This window comes from Leisingera daeponensis DSM 23529, assembly GCF_000473145.1.
In the GTDB taxonomy this organism is placed as follows: Bacteria; Pseudomonadota; Alphaproteobacteria; order Rhodobacterales; family Rhodobacteraceae; genus Leisingera; species Leisingera daeponensis.
In genome coordinates this window covers 2,304,114-2,323,319 of the sequence record NZ_KI421500.1, presented here as the reverse complement: position 1 = coordinate 2,323,319, position 19,206 = coordinate 2,304,114, and the positions used below count along the sequence as shown (strand labels likewise).

Here is a 19,206-nt window from a genome sequence, read left to right as displayed (position 1 = left end):
CCGGCGTGTCTGTTTCGATAGTTGCAATGGCCGGGGCAGGCCAGGCGGCGCGCTGCCCGCGCATGGGCTGCGTGACTGCGCCGGCGCCTCAAAGGTTCTTGTCCTCATACATGCAGAGGTCGCGGATCAGGCAGCTGCCGCACATCGGCTTGCGCGCCTTGCAGTGGTAGCGGCCATGCAGGATCAGCCAGTGATGGGCGTGCTGCTGGAAATCCACCGGGATGTTGTCTTCGATGGCGCGTTCGACGGCGTCGACATCCTTGCCCGGGCAGATGCCGGAGCGGTTGCCGACCCGGAAGATATGGGTGTCAACCGCCTGGGCCGGATAACGCCACCACATGTTCAGGACCACATTGGCGGTCTTGCGCCCGACGCCGGGAAGCGACTGCAGTGCGGCGCGGGAATTCGGGACCTCGCCGCCGTACTCCTCGACCAGGATCCGGGACAGCTTGATCACGTTCTTGGCCTTGTTGCGGTAAAGGCCGATGGTCTTGATATGCTCGATCAGGCGTTCCTCGCCCAGATCCAGCATCTTTTGCGGGGTATCCGCGATCTTGAACAGTTCATGGGTTGCCTTGTTCACGCCGGCATCTGTTGCCTGCGCGGACAGCGCCACCGCCACCACCAGCGTGTAGGCGTTGACATGCTCCAGCTCGCCCTTTGGTTCGGGCTCCGCTGCGTGAAACCGGGTAAAGATCTCGCGGAGGGTATGATAATCGAGTTGCTTGGCCATCGCGCGCCATATGTACAGGTCAGGCCTTAAAGCGCAATTTATTTTGCGCCCCGGAACCCGCTAGACGGGCGTTTCACGGCGGCACTCCGGCCAGCCTGCACAACGCGGTCTCGCCGGGCGATGGATTTCGCATGTTCCGGGTCGAATGGCGGGCCTGTGCGCGGTAATCTGGCTTGCAAGACTGCCGAAGGACACAGCGATGAATATTGAAGCCCGGGAAAGCACCTATCACTACGGCGTCATGCGGCGGGCGATTGAGCTGATCGACGATGGCGGAGAGGATCTGACGCTGGAACAGCTGGCCGCCCGCATGGACATGAGCCCGGCGCATTTCCAGCGGCTGTTCTCGGCCTGGGTCGGCGTCTCGCCGAAGCGCTATCAGCAGTATCTGCGGCTGGGCCATGCCAAGGCGCTGCTGCGCGACCGGTTCACCACGCTGCAGGCTTCGCACGCGGTGGGGCTGTCGGGATCCGGGCGGCTGCACGACCTGTTCCTGCGCTGGGAGGCGATGAGCCCCGGCGAATATGCCCGTAAGGGGGACGGGTTGCGGATATTCTGGGGCTGGTTCGACAGCCCCTTTGGCCTGGCGCTGGTGATGGGCACCGAAAAGGGCATCTGCGGGTTGGCCTTTGCAGCCGAGACCGGGGCGGAGCCCGCCATGGCCGATATGCGCGCCCGCTGGCCGCAGGCGGAATTCGTCGAGGACCCTGCGGCCTTGCGCCCGCTGGCGCAGGCGGCCTTTGCCCAGAAGGGCGAGACCGCGCTGCACATGATCGGCGCGCCGTTGCAGATCAAGGTCTGGGAGGCGCTGCTGCGCATCCCCTCCGGACATGTCACCACCTATTCCGAACTGGCCCAGGCGATCGGCTCTCCGCGCGCGGTCCGGGCCGTCGGCACCGCGGTGGGGCGCAACCCGGTCAGCTGGCTGATCCCCTGCCACCGTGCCTTGCGCAAGTCCGGGGCGCTGGGCGGCTACCACTGGGGCCTGCCGGTCAAACGCGCGATGCTTGCTTATGAGGCCGCCCGGGAGGAGGACAGCCCGGCGCAGGAAGCGCGCGCCGCCGGCTGAACAGGCGTTGCAGAAGTCCGGGCCGGGCGGGCCTTGCCGCCTGTTGCGCCTGGTGACGCCTGCGCGCTGCCTCAAGCTCGATTTCATGCGGGGCGAGGGGGCGGCGCTGGTTTTCCCAGCGGTCCAGGCCCAGGGTGATCAGCACGATCCAGTCATAACTCAGCATCGGGTTTCTCCTTCTTGAGGAGGCCAGAAAACCAGAGCACTGCTGACAGGCTGTTGTCAGTGGTATGTGCTAGGGTGTCAGCAGACTGTCACTGGAGCCTGCCCATGCCCCGCACCGGCCGCCTTTTTGAAATCATCCAGATCCTTCGCACCGCCGCGGCTCCGGTGCGGGCGGAGGATCTTGCCGGGACGCTGGAGGTCAGCAAGCGGACGATCTACCGCGACATCGCAGCGCTGCAGGCGATGCGCACGCCGGTGGAGGGCGAGGCGGGGATCGGCTACATGCTGCGCAAGGGGTACGACCTGCCGCCGCTCAATTTCGACGAGGAGGAGCTGGAGGCGCTTCACGTTGGCCTGGCGATGCTGATGCGCACCGGTGACGGCGCCTTGCAGAAGGCGGCCGCGCGGGTGAGCCACAAGATCAAGGATGTGCATGCGACCGCCGACTGGCTGCAGGTGGCCCCATGGGGCGCGCCGCTGGACGACCCAGAGCAGGGTTGCGTCTCCAAGGCGCTGCTGCGCCAGGCGGTGCGGGAAAGCCGCAAGCTGCAACTCACCTACCTCAGCCCGGAGAGCGGCGAGAGCTGCCGGACCCTGCGGCCGCTGGCGCTGATCTATCATATCGACTGCACCATGCTGGCGGCGTGGTGCGAACTGCGCGGCGGCTTCCGCCATTTCCGCACCGACCGGATGCTGGCGGCGGACGTGCTGGAGGACGGGTTTGCGCCTGAGGCGGGGGCCTTGCGTAAACTGTGGATGGAACAAGAGGGCTGGAACTTCGCCTTTGCCCCATAAAATTCGGTGTTTACGCGGATTTTGCGCGGTATTTCGCCGAAACTGCAAGACCGTCTCTTGAGTAGCCGCGGTGCCGGCATGATATTCGAGCGGACCTCCGGGCATCCCCGGATCTTAGAAAGCAGAAGGCAATTTGATGATGCAGATGAAACTCACCACGGCTGGTATTGTCGCCGCAGCACTGGGCCTGAGCGCCTGTACCGATCCCGCAACCGTCGGCACGCCGGGCAGCAACACCCAGAAGGGCGCAGTCCTGGGCGGCATCATCGGCGCGGGCGTCGGTGCGATCGCCAATGACTCCGACCGCGGCCTTGGCGCTGCAACCGGGGCGCTGGTCGGTGCAGCTGCCGGCAGCGTGATCGGCAACCAGCTTGACGCGCAGGAGCGCGAGCTGCGCCAGACCCTGGCCAATGACTCGATCACCATCGTCAACACCGGCGACCGCCTGATCCTGTCCTTCCCGAACGATCTGACCTTTGCCACCGACAGCGCCGCGGTTGCGCCGGCGGTTCAGGCCGACCTGCGCCGGGTGGCCGACAGCCTGGTGCGCTACCCCAACAGCGCCATTCAGGTGATCGGCCACACCGACAGCGATGGTGATGCCGGTTACAACCAAGGCCTCTCAGAGCGCCGCGCCAATGCGGTGGCCAGCCACATTCAGGCCGGCGGCGTGCCCTATCACCGGATGCGGATCATCGGCCGCGGCGAGTCGCAGCCGGTGGCCTCCAACCTGACCCCGGAGGGCAAGGCCCGCAACCGGCGCGTCGAAGTTGTGGTCATCCCGCAGGCGGCCTGATCCAGCTGCCGGCGGTAAAATGCACAGCCCGTCCCCCAGCGGGGCGGGCTGTTTTTTGTGTCTGCGGCCGCGCCGGTTCACGTAACGCTGCACAGTGCCTGCGCGGCATTTGCTGTTTCATGCTGCGGGCCGCCGCATACATGATGAACGATACACAGACGCGAACAGAAGGATTTCCCCATGGCTGACCCTGTACTGCTCACCATTTCCGGATCGCTGCGCCGCGAGGCGACAAACCGCAAGCTGCTGGCAGAGGCAGTCCGGGTGTTCGGGCCCGCCTCGGTGGTAGAGGCGGACCTGAACCTGCCGCTTTATGATGGCGACGACGAGGCGGCAGACGGCATCCCGCCGGCGGTTCAGACACTGGCGGATCAGATCGCGGCGGCGGATGCAGTGGTGATCTCCACCCCGGAATACAACAAGGGGCCGTCCGGCGTGCTGAAGAATGCGCTGGACTGGGTGAGCCGCACCGAAGGCAACCCCTGGGCGGATAAGCCGGTGGCGGTCATGTCGGCGGCGGCGGGCCGCGCCGGTGGCGAGCGCGCGCAGATGATCCTGCGCGGCTTCCTGGTGCCTTTCCAGCCGCGGCTGATCACCGGTCCGGAAGTGCATTTGGCCGGATCGAGCAAGGAATTCGACGAAAACGGACGGCTGACAAGCGAGCAGTATGAGGCCACGCTGACCAAGCTGATGCAGAAGCTGCGTTCGGAACTGACCCGCTGAGGCCGGTGGGGCGGCGCGCTCCCGCGCCCCAAGCTGCCCTGGCGGGCAGATTAGGGGCTTGGGCCGGGCGCCGCTGCGCGGCGCAGGGGGCCCGGTGTCAGAGGTTGTCTTCGACCCGGAAGCCCGCGGGGATGCAGTCCTTGCGGTCCAGCAGCAGATCCGCCATCACATGGGCCGCCTTAGGGGCCATGCCGAAGCCGATCTTGAAGCCGCCGTTGGCAATATAGTGGCCGTCGCGGCCGGGCCAGGCGCCCAGCATCGGGGCGCGGGACTTGGCGCGGGGGCGCACGCCGGCCCAGCGTTCAATGACTTCGGCGCCGTGCAGCACCGGCACTGCGGCGCGGGCGCGCTCGATCACGTCATCGAGCTGGGCATCTGTGGCCTTGCCGTCCTCGAACTCCCGCTCCGAGGTGGAGCCGATCGCCAGGGTGCCGTCGGCATGCGGGATAATGTGCAGGCCGTCGGCATAAAGCTGCGGCACCTCGCCTTCGTGGAACCTCAGCAGCGCGGCCTGGCCTTTGACGCCGCCGCCGACGGTCTTGCCGAAGGCCTCGTTCAGCTCCAGAAGGCCTGCGTAGCCCTTTGCGTGGACTACCTTGCCTTGATCCTGGGCCACGGCCTGGATCTCCACGCCCATCACCGCCAGGGCAGAGACCAGCGCGGCGCAGGCGCGGCGCGGGTGCATGCGGGCGCTGAGGGTGTCGTGGATGACATATCCGGTGGCGCTGGGCGGCACCCAGGGGCCAAGACTGTCCGCCTTGCAGACACGCCATTCGGCCTCGTCCTTCCACAGCTTGCGGGCGGAGAGTTCGCGCTGGCGGGCAAGTTCCAGCGTGCGTTCGTCGTTGATCGGCTGCAGGCGCCCGGTCCGGCCGTAACCGGGGGAGACACCGCCGGTGGCCTCGACCTCAGCCCAGAAGGTTTCTGCCATCAGCAGGCTTTCAAGCTGGAACTGCTTCTTGGCATTCCAGTTCTCCGGCACATGCGGGGCAAGGGCGCCAACAAGGCCTCCGCTGGAGCCTGCGCCTGCGCCATAGGGATCCGCCACCTGCACGCGCGCACCGCGGCGGGCGCAGACCCAGGCGACCGACAGGCCGAAGATGCCCGCCCCGCGCACCGTTACATCTGCCATTGCCATTTGGTATTCCTTTCGCCAGTGTCGCGCCGTTCCAGGCACTCACTTAGGGGATTATAGCATGGCAGACCAGCAGGCCCGCCTCAGCTGGCGCGATGGTACCGTTCCGGTGTCGGATCAGTTCGATGATCCCTATTTCTCGATCCAGGACGGGCTGGCGGAGACAGAGCATGTGTTCCTGGCGGGCAACGATCTGCCCGGGCGGTTTGCGCCGGGGTTCCGGATTGCCGAGCTGGGCTTTGGCACCGGACTCAATATGCTGGCGGCCTGGCGCGCCTGGGAGACGGCAGGGCAGGATGGACCGCTGCGCTTCACCAGTTTCGAGGCCTTTCCGATGGTGCCCGCTGACATGGCCAAGGCGCTGGAAGCCTTTCCGGCTATTGCCCCCTGGGGGGAGCGGTTTCTGGCGGAATGGAGCGGTACGGGCAGGTGCGATCTGGGGAGCCTGCAACTGGAGGTCATTGCCGGCGACGCGCGGATGTCGCTGCCGGAGTGGACAGGGCAGGCGGATGCCTGGTTTCTGGACGGGTTCTCGCCGGCCAAGAACCCCGAGCTTTGGGAGGAGGCCCTGATGGCGCAGGTTGCCGCACACACCGCGCCGGGCGGGACGGCTGCGACCTACACCGCGGCGGGCTTCGTGCGCCGCGGGCTTGAGGCGGCAGGATTTGAAGTGACCCGCATCCCCGGCTACGGGCGCAAGCGGCATATGACAAGGGCGGTACTGCCATGAGCACGGTTCCACAGGCCAAGAGCTTGCCCCAGCCCCGGGTGCAGCAGAACAACGTGCCGCTGGGCATCTTGCTGATGATCGGCGCCACGGTCGTCTTTGCGCTGCAGGACGGTATTTCGCGCCATCTGGCGGGCACCTACAACACCTATATGGTTGTCATGGTGCGCTACTGGTTTTTTGCCGCCTTTGTGGTGTTTCTGGCGGCAAGGACGCGGGGCGGGATCAGGGCCGCGGCCCGGACCGATCAGCTGTGGCTGCAGATCTTCCGCGGTGTGCTGCTGGTCGGGGAAATCTGCGTGGCGGTTTACGGTTTCACCGTGCTGGGCCTCATCGAAAGCCAGGCGGTGTTCATCTGCTACCCGCTGCTGGTGGCGGCCCTCAGCGGCCCGGTGCTGGGCGAAAGCGTGGGCTGGCGGCGCTGGGCGGCGATCGGTGTCGGCCTCGTTGGCGTGCTGATCATCCTGCAGCCGGGCATGGGCGTGTTCAATCCGGCGGCGGTGATCCCCTTCATCTCGGCGCTGATGTTTGCGGTCTACGGTCTGGTAACGCGCTATGCCGCGCGCCAGGACAGCACCGCAACCAGCTTCTTCTGGACCGGGGTTGCCGGCATGGTCTTCATGACCGCCATCGGCATCTGGTTCTGGGAGCCGATGAGCCAGGGCGACTGGTTCTGGATGGCGCTTTTGTGCGTTTCCGGGGTGACGGGCCACTGGCTGCTTATAAAATGCTACGAGATGGCCGAGGCCAGCGCGGTGCAACCCTTTGCCTATTTCCACCTGATTTGGGCGGCGATGCTGGGCATGGCGGTGTTTGGCGAGGTGATCCGCACCAATGTTGCCATCGGTGCGGGGGTTATCATCGCCGCAGGGCTGTTCACCCTATGGCGCGAACGCATGAAGGGTTGAGCCGCTCAGCTCCTGCGAGAACGGGACCGGCAGGGCTGTCTTGCCCAGCCGGGCGCGGTAGACCGGCAGGCTTTCGGTGACCCGCATGACGTAATTGCGCGTCTCGTTGAAGGGGATGTGCTCGATCCAGTCGACAATGTCCGGGCCGCCGCCGCGCGGATCGCCATAGCGCTCCATCCAGGACGCGGGACGGTGCGGCCCTGCATTATAACCCGCTGCCATCATCACCACGTTGCCGCGGAACTTGCCCGCCAGCCCGGCCAGGTAATTGGCTCCCAGCTTGGCGTTGTAGTCCCACTCCGCCGTCAGGCGGGAGGTGTTGTGCCCCGCCAGGATACCCAGCTCGGTCGCCACCAGTTTGGCGGTGGCCGGCATCACCTGCATCAGGCCGCGTGCGCCGGCGTGGCTGATCACTGCCGGGTCGAATTCGCTTTCGCGCCGGGCAATGGCAAGGGTCATTTCCTCAGCCATCGGCAGCTGCCGCTTGGCAACCGGATGCAGCGGATAATAGGCGCCCTCCAGCTCCACCCCGCCGCGGGCGGCACGCTTGGAGATCATCACCGCCAGATGCGGCTGGTTCAGCTCGACCGCCATCTGTCCCAGCTGGCGCGCCTGCACCGGCGGCAGGTTCTCGACCAGGTGGGTGAGGAAACGCTCGGCCAGTTCCAGATCACCTGCTTTCAGCAGCATCAGGCCGGCCTCGGCAACGGAGGACTGCATGAAATCCGCCGTCCGCCAGTCCGGCAGCTCCGCGGGTTTCACCAATGCTGGGTCAAAGGGGCGGCCCAGTTTTTCAGCCGCCAGCAGCCCATAGAAAGACGTCTGGTATTCCGCCCCCTTGGCATAGGCCTCATGCGCCTTGTCGGCTTCGCCCATCGCCGCGTAGGCCCGGCCCAGCCAGTAGCCGCCGCGGCCGATCGAGATCGGGGTTGCCACCGAGTCCATGAAACGCTGGAAGTGCACGGCAGCGAGTTCCGGGTCGCGCAGCTTCTGCAGGGCGATATAACCCGCCAGCCATTCGCAATCGGAGTATCCATAGCCGTCCGCGGGGGTGGAGAAGTGGTAGGCGGCCAGCTGATAGGCGCGCTCATGATCGCCGTCGCGCATCAGCTGCCGGGCCAGATCACGGCGGCGTTGCAGCCATTTGCCGGGTTCGCCCAGGTTTTCGGCGCTGGTGCTGCGGTCCATCATCATCGCAATGGCGCCGTCCTGCAGCCGCTTGCGGTCACGCCAGGCAAAGCGGTCGTAGGCAAGGCCTGCTGCTCCCTTCAGCCGGTCCGGAACCGCCTCGATCCGTGCGTCCACGCCGGGCGCGCGCTCCTGCAGGGCAATACGCGCCTCAGCCAGCTTGCGCTCGTCTTCGGGCACCAGCGGCAGCATCCGTTTGGCGCTGACCAGGTGATCCTCCCACAACAGCCGGTCCAGCCTGGCAGTGTGATGCGGCTTCAGCAGCTTGGCGAAATCGCGCAGGTACAGATCCTGGATGGCGCTGCCCATTGCCATGGTGCGCCAGGCCAGCACGATCTCCGCCTCGCCATCGCCGCGCTGTCCGCGGTCAATCAGCGCCTTGCCCAGGCTCAACGCGCCTTCGGCGGTTTGGGGGCGCTCATTTGCGTAGAACACCAGGATGGTCTCGCGGCCGGTTGCGGCAATCACATCCTCGTTCTCGCGCCGCAGATAATCCAGTCCCGGCCAATCCGGGCGCCGCTGCAGAAACGCCATCACATCGCCCGCCGACCCCAGCCCGGCACGCAGCCGGTGCCATTCGATAATGTCGCTGGCAGCGCTCTGCTGCGCCCCGGCCTCCCGCGCCGCCTGATCCCATTTTTCGGCCCGCATAAGCTCCAGCGCGGTGCCCAGATCGCGCGCCTGCGCCGGCGCCCCAGGCAGGGTTGCGGATATCAGCAGAATAAGGGCCAGGATGCGTGTCATCTCTTGCATTTTCCAGCAGTCCGGGGATAGAGGCTTGAACGTTACTCATTGGCGTGCCGGTATCAACTCAAATCACTGGCATTCCGTATCTTGACGGCGGCGGATTGCCGCCTGCACCTGCAGCAAAAGGGAGCGTGCCCATGTTCAAAGGCTCTATGCCAGCACTCGTCACCCCGTTTTCAAACGGCGAGCTGGATCTGGATGCGCTCAAACGCTTGGTGGAATGGCAGATTGCCGAAGGCTCCAACGCCCTGGTGCCGGTCGGCACCACCGGCGAAAGCCCGACCCTGACCCACGAAGAGCATGAAACCGTCATTGCCGAGGTGGTCAAGGCCGCGGCGGGCCGGGTGCCGGTGATTGCAGGGGCTGGTTCCAACAACACCGTCGAGATGATTCGGTTCGTGGAGTTTGCCGAGAAGGTCGGCGCCGATGCCGCCCTGGTTGTGACTCCCTATTACAACAAGCCGACCCAGCGCGGCATGGTGCAGCATTTCACAGCAGCGCATGACTGCGCCGGCATCCCGATCATCATCTACAACATCCCCGGCCGCTCGGTTGTCGACATGACCCCTGCGACCATGGGCGAGCTGGCCAAGCTGCCGCGCATCGTGGGTGTGAAGGACGCCACCGGCGATCTGGCCCGCGTCAGCCAGCAGCGCGCGTCCTGCGGCGCGGACTTCATCCAGCTGTCCGGCGAAGATGCCACTGCGCTGGGCTTTAACGCCCACGGCGGCGTCGGCTGCATCTCGGTGACCGCCAATGTGGCACCTAAGCTCTGCGCCGAGTTCCAGGCGGCGACCCTGGCGGGCGATTTTGCCAAGGCGCTGGAGTATCAGGACAAGCTGATGCCGCTGCATGAAGCGATCTTCATCGAGCCGGGCCTGGCAGGCGCAAAATACGGTCTCAGCAAGCTGGGTATGTGCAGCGAAGAAGTGCGCTCGCCGCTGACCACGCTGGAAGACAGCACCAAGGCGGCCATTGATGCTGCCATGGCCCACGCGGGCCTGCTCTGACCCCGGATTCAGTCAGGAAATGCCGGGCGGCCTCCTCGCGGAGCGCCGCCCGTTTTCATTCCAGAATCCCCTGTTCTGTTGGCTGAAAATATCCCGGGGTGAATCGCCCCGTCAGGGGCAAGAGGGGCCGGCCCCTTCTGTCTGCATCAGCGGCTCCGCCAGATGCCGCATCTTGTCCGGATTGCGGGTCACGTAAATACGGGCAATCCGCCCGTTCCGGACTTCCAGCGCGATGGCCTGAAGGATGCCGTCCGGTTCACGGCTCAGAATGGCGGGCAGGCCGTTCAGCCGGCACAGCCGCCAGTGCTCCGGCAGTCCGCGCCCGGCCTTGCGGGCCAGCCCCTCGCACAGCCGCAGCACGCGCTCCAGCCCGTAAATCGGGTTCAGCGTGGCGATTGCCTTGCCGCCGCCGTCGGAGATCAGCTGCACATCCTGCGCCAGCATCTGCGTCAGAGCCGCGGTGTCACCCGTTCTGGACGCGCGGAAAAACGCCTCGGCCAGATCCCGCCCCTGATCGGGATCTGCAGGGGCCTGCGGGCGCAGCTGCTGCACCTTGCGCCGGGCGCGTGCGGCCAGCTGGCGGCAGGCTGCGGCAGACCGGTTCAGCGCGGCGGAGATATCGTCATACGAGCTGTCGAAGATGTCGTGCAGCAAAAAGGCTGCGCGCTCCAGCGGCGACAGGGTCTCCAGCGCCAGCAGCAGCGCAACGGAGACGTCATGGTCCAGATGCTCAGCCGGGTCTTCCGTCAGCAAGGGTTCGGGCAGCCATTCGCCGGGATAGGTTTCCCGCCTGGCGCGGGCCGATTTCAGCTGGTCCAGGCACAGCCTTGTGGTGATCCGCATCAGATACCCGGTCGCGTCTTGCACCTGTGCCTGCGGTGCCGCCTGCCAGCGGAGATAGGCGTCCTGCAGGATATCCTCGGCGTCGCTGACCGTGCCCAGCATCCGGTAGGCGGCCGCAAACAATCGCGGCCGCGCGGTCAGGAACGCATCGGTTCCGTCCTTTTCCTGCTGAGCTGTCACGCGGCATTCGCCTCCTGCGCGGCAGGATGCGGGGTGCGGAAACCGATTGCAATCCGGTTCCAGGCGTTGATGGCACTGATCAGCAGCGTCAGCAGCACCTGCTCGCGCGGGGAAAACAGCTGCGCAACCTCCTCGTATGCCGCATCCGGTGCGCCGCTGGCCTCCACCCGGGTCAGCGCTTCGGTCCAGGCCAGGGCGGCCCGCTCGCGGTCCGAATAAAGTGAGGATTCGCGCCAGGCATTCAGCAGCTGCATCCGGTCCTCGCTTTCGCCATGGGCACGCAGGTCGCGGCTGTGCATGTGGATGCAGAAGGCGCAGCCGTTGATTTGCGAGGCGCGCAGTTTCACCAGTTCCACCAGGCTGTGCTCCAGAGGGCTGTCCTTGAACAGCTTTTCCTGCTCCAGCATCGGCTGAAACAGGTCAGGCGCGGCAGTGAAGTGGTCAAGGCGTTGGGTCATTTTCTGTTCCTTTCAGATGGCTTCAGGAACAGGACGAGGCAGCCGGGCGGTTTGTGACATGCCGTCAGGAAAATGCTGAAAAAAACCGGGGCGGCCTGTTCGGGCGCCCCGGCTGGCGTCAGCGTTTACCGTAATAGAGGCCGACCACATGTTCGGCCTGGGCAAAGAACAGCCAGCGCGAGACCGCGACGCCTGCGAGATGCGACAGCACCGCGAGGGCAGCAAACAGATGCTTAATCACAAAGCCCTGTACCGGTGTCAGGATCAGCAGCAGCGGCAGCGCAAAGCCGAGGGCAAAGGCAATGATCCGCAGCTTCTGCGCGTGCTTGCGGCCGACCACATGCACAAACTCCCGCAAAAGGTAGTTGGAACCTGTGTGCGGCGGCTCAAAGGCCCGCACGGACCCGCGGTCCCCCAGTCCGGTCGCAGTGCCCAGGTTGGTGCCGGAGGTTTCCAGCGCCCGGTCCCCTTTGGCCCAATAGGCCAGTTGCACTGCGCCTGCGATGGCCAGCAGCCAGGGGGCCAGATCTTCCGCACCGGCCAGCAGTGCACCGCCGGCCAGGCTGAAGGACAGGAACACCGCGGGCGTCAAGCCCATGTGCCAGCGCGGAATGGCCTTGAGCTGGGTGTAGATCATGGAGGTGGTGAAAACGGTTGCGAGGCTCAGGCCCGCGCCGGTCCAGCCCAAAAGCGTCCAATGGCTGTCCGCGAACACGGCCCCAATCGCATAAATCCCCATGACGATCAGGGCAGCAACGGCGCAAACGCCCTCCCGCGACAGCCAGCTGGTTTTCCATTGCGTGAGGGCCCGCCAGGCCCGCTCCGGGCGCCCCAGGTGGAAGGTCGAGGCCAGCAGCCCGCCCACGGCCAGCGCATAGGCAATGGCGTAGAAGACAAAGGCCACGGTGCCGGTCACAGCGGGCAGGCCGAGGCCCAGGAAGACCAGCAGGCCAAAGCCCAGGCCGGAGAGTGTGGTGAACAGGATGACGGATGGTGCCGGATGCATCAGTTCGTTCCCCCTGAAGACTGGCCCGGAAGTTTGTCGAGTGCCTTGTCTAGCCATGCGAGGAAGCCTTGCGGCTCTTCGGCGACCGGCGCCAGCAGCGGGGCGAGGATGTCGATCTGTTCCTCGATCCGGTCCTTGGGCCGGGGCGGCAGGTATTTGTTCACCGGCTTGGTGCCCATTTCCGGCATCAGGTCCATGCCGCCGCGCTCCGCCACCAGTTTTGAGACATCGCTGTCGGGATCGCCCAGATCGCCGAAGTGGCGCGCGCCTGCGGGGCAGGTCCGCACGCAGGAGGGGGTGCGGTCAATCTCCGGCAGGTTCTCGTTATAGATCCGGTCCACGCAAAGGGTGCATTTCTTCATCACGCCCTCGGCCAAGTCCAGTTCGCGCGCGCCATAGGGGCAGGACCAGGCGCAAAGGCCGCAGCCGATGCAGTGGTCCTCGTTCACCAGAACGATGCCGTCCTCCACGCGCTTGTAGCTGGCACCGGTCGGACAGACAGTGACGCAAGGCGCGTCCTCGCAGTGCAGGCAGGATTTGGGGAAGTGGATCAACTGCGCGTGCCCTTGTTGGGGCTGGACCTCGTAGGAATGCACCCGATTTAGAAAGGTCCCGGAGGGATCACCGCCGTAGGGCTCTTGATCCGACAGCGGCGCACCGTAGTTTTCGGTGTTCCACCCCTTGCAGGAAATCACGCAGGCATGGCAGCCGACGCAGGTGTCCAGGTCGATGACCAAGCCCATCTTGCGGTTTGTCTTGGCGGGAAGCTCAGTCATTGCGTACTCCCAGTGCAGAGTGAGGAGCCAAGAAAATTAGAATATTCTTGGCAATTTTCTTCGAAGAAAATTGCTCCCGTCATTTGCCGACCTTCCATTTCAGTTCCTTGGGGCCGGTGCCCACTGGCGACTCCTGCGCCGGGAAGGCTGGCTGGCTTTCCTGCAGACCGTCCGGGGCGGCGGCCTTTTCGATTTTGACCTTGAGGTCGAACCAGGCCGCTTGGCCGGTGATCGGATCGGAGTTCGCCCACCGCAGGCCGTCGCCCTTGGGCGGCAGCAATTCGTGGATCAGGTGGTTGAGCAGGAAGCCCTTCGTGGCCTCGGGCGCGTCGTCTTCCAGCGCCCAGGCCCCTTTGCGCTTGCCGATGGCGTTCCAGGTCCAGACGGTATTGCTGTTAAGTGCCGCCATCTCCATCACCGGCACGGTGATCTGCCCGTGCGGTGAGGTGACCTTGGCCCAGTCGCCGTCCTGCAGCCCGTGCTCGCGCATCAGTTTGGTGGGAACGTAAAGCGGATTGCGGCCGTGCAGCTGGCGCAGCCAGGCGTTCTGGGTGCCCCAGGAGTGATACATCGCCATCGGCCGCTGGGTCAGCGCATTGACGGTGAAGCCCTCGTTGCCCTGCTGATCCGTCTCATACCAGATCGGCAGCGGGTCCATCACCGCCTTCAGCCGCTGGCGCAGGTGATCCGGCGGCTGCCGGTTGCCGTGCCCTTCGGCGGCCAGCTGGAACTTGCGCATCGGCTCCACATAGAGCTGGAACAGATAGGGCTGCGGGCTGTCATAAAGCCCGATGCCCACCGCCCAGTCCTGATAGGCCGCGTTCCAGGGTTTGTAGTAGTCCGCGCCTTCCGGGATATGCGCCACATAGAAGCCGCCGTTTTCGATATAGCGGTTCAGCTGGTCCGGGTTCACCTCACCGCGGCCTTCCTTGTCGCCATCCTTGCCGCGGAAGCCTGCCAGCGGGCCGATGCCGGGCTTGCGCTCGTGGTTGATGATATAGTCGGCGTAATCCTTCCACTTGGGGCTGCCATCGGCGTTGGTGAAGCCCGGCAGGCTCATCCGGTTGGCCAGTTCGATCAGCACCGATTGGAACCCGCGCACATCGCGGTCCGGTTCGATCACCGGCCAGCGGATCGCATCGGCCGCCGCGTCTGCCTCGCAGATCGGGCGGTCCAGCAGCGAAATGCAATCGTGCCGCTCCAGATAGGTGGTATCGGGCAGGATCAGATCGGCATAGGCCACCATCTCCGACGAATAGGCATCGGAGTAGATGATGTGCGGGATCATGTAGCCGCCGTCGTCGTTGCGGGCGCTGAGCATCTCCATGACGCCCTTGGTGTTCATTGAAGAGTTCCACGACATGTTGGCCATGTACATGAACAAGGTGTCGATCTTGTAGGGATCGCCCGCATGGGCGTTGGAGATCACCATGTGCATCAGCCCGTGCGCCGACATCGGGTTTTCCCAGGTGAACGCCTTGTCGATGCGCTGGGGGTTGCCGTTTTCATCCAGCAGCAGATCGTCGGGGCCGCGCGGGAAGCCGAGGTGCGGTCCATCCAGCGGACGGCCGGGACGGCGGTCGCCATGCGGGGTGGGGTGTGCCTCGACGGGTTTGGGGTAGGGCGGCTTGAAGCGGAAGCCGCCGGGCACCTCGACGGTGCCCAGAAGGATCTGCAGCACATGCAGGGCGCGGCAGGTCTGGAAGCCGTTGGCATGTGCCGACACCCCGCGCATCGCGTGCATCGACACCGGGCGGCCGGTCATCTTTCTGTGGGTTTCGCCGCGGAAGTCGGTCCATTCCACATCCAGCTCAAACGCCTCGTCAAAGGCGACGCGGGCCAGCTCTCCGGCGATGGCGCGGATGCGCTTGGCCGGGATGCCGCATTTGTCCGCAATCGCCTCGGGCGCGTAGTCCGGGGACAGATAGCGTTCCGCCATCAGGTGAAAGACCGGGCGGTGGGTGACGCCGTCCTTTTCGTAGACTGCTGTCAGGTCCGGGCGCACGCCGGGCTGGTCAAAGGGGGTGAGGTTGCCGGTGTTGCGGTCGATCACCAGCATCTTGCCGTGATCATCGCGCAGGAAGAGGCCGTTGTCCGGGCCTTCGGCGGCGTTGATCAGCACCGGCGCGTTCGTGTAGCGGCTGAGGTAGTCGAGGTCGATCTTCCCCGCCTTCATCAGCACGTGGACCAGCGACAGGATGAAAAGACCGTCGGTGCCGGGTGTGATGCCGACCCAATCATCCGCCACCGCGTTATAGCCGGAGCGGATCGGGTTTACACCGATCACCCGCGCGCCGCGTTTCTTGATCTTGCCGATGCCCATCTTGATCGGATTGGAGTCATGGTCCTCGGCCACACCGAACAGCAGGAACAGCTTGGTGTGCTCCCAGTCGGGCTGGCCGAATTCCCAGAACGCGCCGCCCATGGTGTAGATGCCGGCGGTCGCCATGTTGACCGAGCAGAAGCCGCCGTGCGCGGCGTAATTCGGTGTGCCGAAGTTCTGCGCCCAGAAGCTGGTAAAGCTTTGGCTCTGGTCGCGCCCAGTGAAGAAGGCCAGCTTCTGCGGCGCGGTTTCGTGCAGCTCGTTCAGCCAGCCGACGGCGGTGCTGATCGCCTCGTCCCAGGAAATTTCCCGGAACTCTCCCGACCCGCGCGGCCCCACCCGCTTGAGCGGGGCGCGCAGCCGCGACGGGGCGTTCACCTGCATGATACCAGCCGAACCCTTGGCGCACAGGACACCCTTGTTCACCGGGTGATCGCGGTTGCCCTCGATATAGGCGACCTTACCGTCCTTCATATGCACGTTGATGCCGCAGCGGCAGGCGCACATGTAGCAGGTGGTTTTCCGCACCTCGTCGGATACAGGGGGGGACGTGTCCACCCGGGGTTGCTGGAATGTCATCTGGCCTCCCTTCTGGTCTTCCCTGGTCAGGTCAACAGCTCAATCCCCGCCAGGATCAGCCCGGCAATGAACAAAGTTTCGACGATGATCAGGGCAATGGCCGCGCCTCCTACGGCCAGGACCTGTTTCAGATTTGTTTTCATTCCCACCGCAGCAATCGCGGTGAGCAGCAGCCAGCGCGAAGCCTGGCTGAGGAATTCGGAAAGGGCCGGCGGGATCAGGCCAAAGGAGTTGATCCCGGCCAGCACCAGAAAGGCAATCACAAAGCCCGGCAGGATTGGCGGCCGCTTGCCGTCGCCGGGCAGCTCGGCAAAGGAGCGGATCATCAGCGAGGCCGCCAGCACAATCGGAGCCAGCATCGCCACCCGCATCAGCTTGACCAAAGTTGCGGTGTCGCCGGTCTGCTCGGAGATTGAGAAGCCCGCGCCGACCACCTGCGCCACGTCGTGGATGGTGCCGCCCAGGAACACGCCGGCCTGGATCGAGTTCAGCTCCAGCACATTCACCAGGATCGGATAGGCGATCATCGCCACCGTCGACAGCACGGTGACGCCCATCACCGTGAAGATCAGCCGTTCCTCGGAGCGGTCGTCACGGGGCAGGATGGCACTGATGGCCATCGCCGCCGACGCTCCGCAGATTGCCACGGAGCCTGCGGTCAGAAGCGCAAAGCGCCACTTGTGTCCAAAGAACCGCGCTACCGCGAGGCCGAAGGCAATGGTGGCGATCACGCCGCCAACAACCAGTGCAATAAGATCCCAGCCAAGCCCCATCATCAATACCATCGACACCCGCACCCCCAGCAAGGCCACCCCCAGCCGCAGCAGCGAGCGGGCGGAAAAGGCAATGCCGGGCACGGTCTTGCCCTCATCGCCCAGAAAGCTGACGGCAATTCCAAGCAGCAGCGCCAGCAGCATGGCAGGGGTTGCGTAATGCTCGGCAAGGAACTGGGCGGTGACGGCGACCAAGGCCGAAACCGCCACGCCCGGCAGCAGCTGGCGCAGCTTGTCTTGCAACTCACCCGATTGCAGCGAAGAGATGGGTGTCAGGATGGACATAGAAGGAAACCTTGCGGATGTGGCGGAGGATGGGCTGCTGGAGACGGGGGCCGGACGGCTGCGGGTGTGTTCAGTCTGTCGCGCTGCACTTGGGATAGTTTTCCAAATCAGGCGCAAATGGAAGGAAAATGTTTACTCCAGGTGGAGCAGTTTTCCTGTATGCAGGGCGATCTGCCGCTCTTCGTCTGCGGGGATGACATGGACGGCGCTGTCCGGCACTCCCGTCCAGGCCAGCCGCTGCAAGACCCTGGTGCGGATGGCTTCGGAATTTTCGCCGATGCCGCCGGTAAAGGCGATGGCGTCGATGCCTTCCATTGCAGCAATCATCGAGCCTGCGTGGCGGGCGCACCAATAGCAGAAATGCTCGACCGCAAAGCTGGCAGCTTCGCCGCCGTCCTCCAGCAGCGCGCGCATGTCGTTGGAAAGGCCGGATAGGCCAAGCAGACCGGACTGCTGCAGCAGCTCCCTGCGCACGCCGGCAATGCTGGTTTGCTCGGCCCGGTCCAGCACCGCGCCGGCGTCAATGCTGCCGGACCGTGTGCCCATCGTCAGCCCCTCCAGCGGGGAATAGCCCATTGTGGTCGCAACGCTCTGGCCATCGGCAATGGCGCACAGGCTGGCGCCGTTGCCAAGGTGGCACGCCAGCAGCCGGCGCGGCGGCGCAGTGCCGGTGGTTTCCGCCAGCCGCCGCAGCAAGGCCTCGTAGCTGAGCCCGTGAAACCCGTAGCGGCGGATCCCGGCCCGCTGCCAGGACTGCGGCACGGCATAGCGCACGGCGGCCTCAGGGTTGGTTGCGTGAAAGGCGGTGTCGAAACAGGCAACCTGCGGCAGATCCGGCAGCAGGTCCGTCAGCGTGCGGATGGCCGCTGCATTGTGCGGGTTATGCAGCGGAGCCAGCGGGCTGCAGGCGTCGATCCGGTCCAGCAGCGCCGCTGTCACACGCTCCGGACGGGTCAGGTTTGCACCGCCGTGGACAACGCGGTGGCCTGCTGCGTCGAAACTGGCAGCGGGATAGCCCTGGGCGGCGAGCCCCTCCAGCAGCCGTTCGAACGCCACTGCGTGGTCGGGCAGAGCGGCAGGCTGGCGGGTGCTGCCGATCCGCAGCACGCCGCTGTCACCGATGCCCGCTGCCTCTGCTGTCAGCAGGGATTTCAGCCCTTCGCCAAAGACGGCCAGCTTGATCGAGGAGGACCCTGCGTTGACGATAAGTATCCGGGACATTTTATGCACCTCGTTCAGACGGCAAGCTTAACGATATTGATCAGCGACAGCGCGGTCAGCATCAGCACCACCGCGCGGCGGAACAGGCTTTGGGACACCGCCTGGAAACCGCGGGACCCGGCCCAGATGCCGAGGCCCAGAATGGGGAAGGCCAGCAGGATGCCGGTCAGGGTTTGCGGCCCCACCAGCCCGTTCGCGGCCATCACCGGCAGGGCCATCAGGTCGATGCCGGTCAGGAACACAATCATGGTGGCGCGGAACACCGCGGGCGGCACCGGCTGCGCGGTCAGGAAGGCCGCCACCGGCAGCCCGCCGACACCGGCGCTGTTGGCGATGCCCGCGATGGCGCCGACACCGGCATTGCCGTTGCGCCCAACCGGCCGCTTCAGCTGCCAGCCGCTCAGCAATACCAGGCTCAAGACAAGGATCAGGCTGGAGATTGCCAGCCGCGCCTCCTGTTCGCCCAGCCGCGCCATGATGGCGATGGCTGGAACCGTGGCGACCGCCGCCCCGCCCAGCAGGGCAATGGCGCGGGGCCAGTCGACATGGGGGCGGATGCCGCGCGCCTGGAAGGCGGTCATGGCGATTTCGCAGGAAAACACCACCGGGATCAGCGGCAGCGGATTGGTGGTCAGCGCCGCCAGAATGATGAAGATCGCGGAGAACCCGAAGCCGGAAAAGCCCCGGATCAAGGCCGCCGCGAACAACGCGGCGGCCAGGTAGGCCCCCTGGCCCATAGAGAGGTCAAAGGGCAGGGGCACGTGCG

At 65.3% G+C, this 19,206-nt stretch carries 18 protein-coding genes; 7 read left to right on the top strand and 11 right to left on the bottom strand.

The annotated features are described in order from the left end of the window. Nucleotides 1–88: 88 nt before the first annotated feature. Nucleotides 89–733 (bottom strand): endonuclease III, encoded by a 645-nt coding sequence (gene nth, locus DAEP_RS0111770; protein ID WP_008553753.1) that lies wholly within the window; start codon nt 731–733, stop codon nt 89–91. 199 nt (nt 734–932) lie between these two features. On the opposite strand from nth, the gene DAEP_RS0111765 reads away from it, so the two are divergent. From DAEP_RS0111765 to DAEP_RS0111750, 4 genes are all read left to right on the top strand, one after another. After that, complete coding sequence (locus DAEP_RS0111765; protein WP_027244798.1) at nt 933–1,802, top strand: methylated-DNA--[protein]-cysteine S-methyltransferase; 870 nt, start codon at nt 933–935, stop codon at nt 1,800–1,802. 270 nt (nt 1,803–2,072) lie between these two features. Further along, nucleotides 2,073–2,762, top strand: coding sequence for a helix-turn-helix transcriptional regulator (locus tag DAEP_RS0111760; RefSeq protein ID WP_008555571.1), 690 nt, complete (start codon nt 2,073–2,075; stop codon nt 2,760–2,762). A gap of 136 nt (nt 2,763–2,898) precedes the next feature. Then, the gene (locus DAEP_RS0111755; RefSeq protein WP_008555334.1) at nt 2,899–3,558 is read left to right on the top strand and encodes a YiaD family glycine zipper/OmpA-like lipoprotein; all 660 of its coding nucleotides are present in this window, start codon (nt 2,899–2,901) and stop codon (nt 3,556–3,558) included. A gap of 180 nt (nt 3,559–3,738) precedes the next feature. After that, nucleotides 3,739–4,281, top strand: coding sequence for an NADPH-dependent FMN reductase (locus DAEP_RS0111750; protein ID WP_027244797.1), 543 nt, complete (start codon nt 3,739–3,741; stop codon nt 4,279–4,281). A 97-nt stretch (nt 4,282–4,378) separates the two neighbouring features. Here DAEP_RS0111750 and DAEP_RS0111745 read toward each other — a convergent pair whose 3' ends face one another. Then, nucleotides 4,379–5,419, bottom strand: a complete 1,041-nt coding sequence (locus DAEP_RS0111745; RefSeq protein WP_027244796.1) for an NAD(P)/FAD-dependent oxidoreductase — start codon at nt 5,417–5,419, stop codon at nt 4,379–4,381. Between the two features lie 58 nt (nt 5,420–5,477). Between DAEP_RS0111745 and mnmC2 the strand changes: the two genes are divergently transcribed. Together mnmC2 and DAEP_RS0111735 are read left to right on the top strand one after the other, a co-directional pair. Next, nucleotides 5,478–6,146 carry a tRNA (5-methylaminomethyl-2-thiouridine)(34)-methyltransferase MnmC2 gene (mnmC2, locus tag DAEP_RS0111740; RefSeq protein WP_027244795.1) on the top strand — a complete coding sequence of 223 codons (669 nt, stop codon included), beginning with the start codon at nt 5,478–5,480 and terminating at the stop codon, nt 6,144–6,146. Beyond that, on the top strand, nt 6,143–7,051 hold the full coding sequence (locus DAEP_RS0111735) for a DMT family transporter (protein WP_036760627.1): 909 nt from the start codon (nt 6,143–6,145) through the stop codon (nt 7,049–7,051). The genes mnmC2 and DAEP_RS0111735 overlap by 4 nt, the downstream gene beginning before the upstream one ends. Here the strand turns inward: DAEP_RS0111735 and DAEP_RS0111730 are convergent. After that, entirely contained in the window at nt 7,025–8,983 is a 1,959-nt protein-coding gene (locus DAEP_RS0111730) for a lytic transglycosylase domain-containing protein (RefSeq protein WP_027244793.1), read from the bottom strand. The genes DAEP_RS0111735 and DAEP_RS0111730 overlap by 27 nt on opposite strands. A gap of 140 nt (nt 8,984–9,123) precedes the next feature. On the opposite strand from DAEP_RS0111730, the gene dapA reads away from it, so the two are divergent. Further along, entirely contained in the window at nt 9,124–9,996 is an 873-nt protein-coding gene (dapA, locus tag DAEP_RS0111725; RefSeq protein WP_008556460.1) for a 4-hydroxy-tetrahydrodipicolinate synthase, read from the top strand. A gap of 111 nt (nt 9,997–10,107) precedes the next feature. Here the strand turns inward: dapA and DAEP_RS0111720 are convergent, their stop codons facing one another. The 8 genes from DAEP_RS0111720 to DAEP_RS0111685 all read right to left on the bottom strand — a co-directional run bounded on the left by DAEP_RS0111720 (nt 10,108) and on the right by DAEP_RS0111685 (nt 19,201). Further along, nucleotides 10,108–11,019: a sigma-70 family RNA polymerase sigma factor gene (locus DAEP_RS0111720; RefSeq protein WP_027244792.1), complete on the bottom strand. Its 912-nt coding sequence runs from the start codon at nt 11,017–11,019 to the stop codon at nt 10,108–10,110. Next, complete coding sequence (locus DAEP_RS0111715) at nt 11,016–11,477, bottom strand: carboxymuconolactone decarboxylase family protein (RefSeq protein WP_027244791.1); 462 nt, start codon at nt 11,475–11,477, stop codon at nt 11,016–11,018. Before DAEP_RS0111715 ends, DAEP_RS0111720 begins: the two co-directional genes overlap by 4 nt. A gap of 118 nt (nt 11,478–11,595) precedes the next feature. After that, the gene (locus tag DAEP_RS0111710; RefSeq protein WP_027244790.1) at nt 11,596–12,483 is read right to left on the bottom strand and encodes a dimethyl sulfoxide reductase anchor subunit family protein; all 888 of its coding nucleotides are present in this window, start codon (nt 12,481–12,483) and stop codon (nt 11,596–11,598) included. Further along, the gene (locus tag DAEP_RS0111705) at nt 12,483–13,259 is read right to left on the bottom strand and encodes a 4Fe-4S dicluster domain-containing protein (RefSeq protein WP_027244789.1); all 777 of its coding nucleotides are present in this window, start codon (nt 13,257–13,259) and stop codon (nt 12,483–12,485) included. The genes DAEP_RS0111710 and DAEP_RS0111705 overlap by 1 nt, the downstream gene beginning before the upstream one ends. A 79-nt stretch (nt 13,260–13,338) precedes the next feature. Next, nucleotides 13,339–16,161 (bottom strand): molybdopterin oxidoreductase family protein, encoded by a 2,823-nt coding sequence (locus DAEP_RS0111700; RefSeq protein ID WP_027244788.1) that lies wholly within the window; start codon nt 16,159–16,161, stop codon nt 13,339–13,341. 26 nt (nt 16,162–16,187) lie between these two features. Continuing rightward, a complete protein-coding gene (locus DAEP_RS0111695; protein ID WP_027244787.1) occupies nt 16,188–17,219 on the bottom strand; it encodes a YeiH family protein in 1,032 nt (343 codons plus the stop codon). 132 nt (nt 17,220–17,351) lie between these two features. Then, complete coding sequence (locus tag DAEP_RS0111690; protein ID WP_027244786.1) at nt 17,352–18,440, bottom strand: acetate/propionate family kinase; 1,089 nt, start codon at nt 18,438–18,440, stop codon at nt 17,352–17,354. A gap of 14 nt (nt 18,441–18,454) precedes the next feature. Then, entirely contained in the window at nt 18,455–19,201 is a 747-nt protein-coding gene (locus DAEP_RS0111685) for a sulfite exporter TauE/SafE family protein (RefSeq protein WP_027244785.1), read from the bottom strand. Nucleotides 19,202–19,206: the final 5 nt, after the last annotated feature.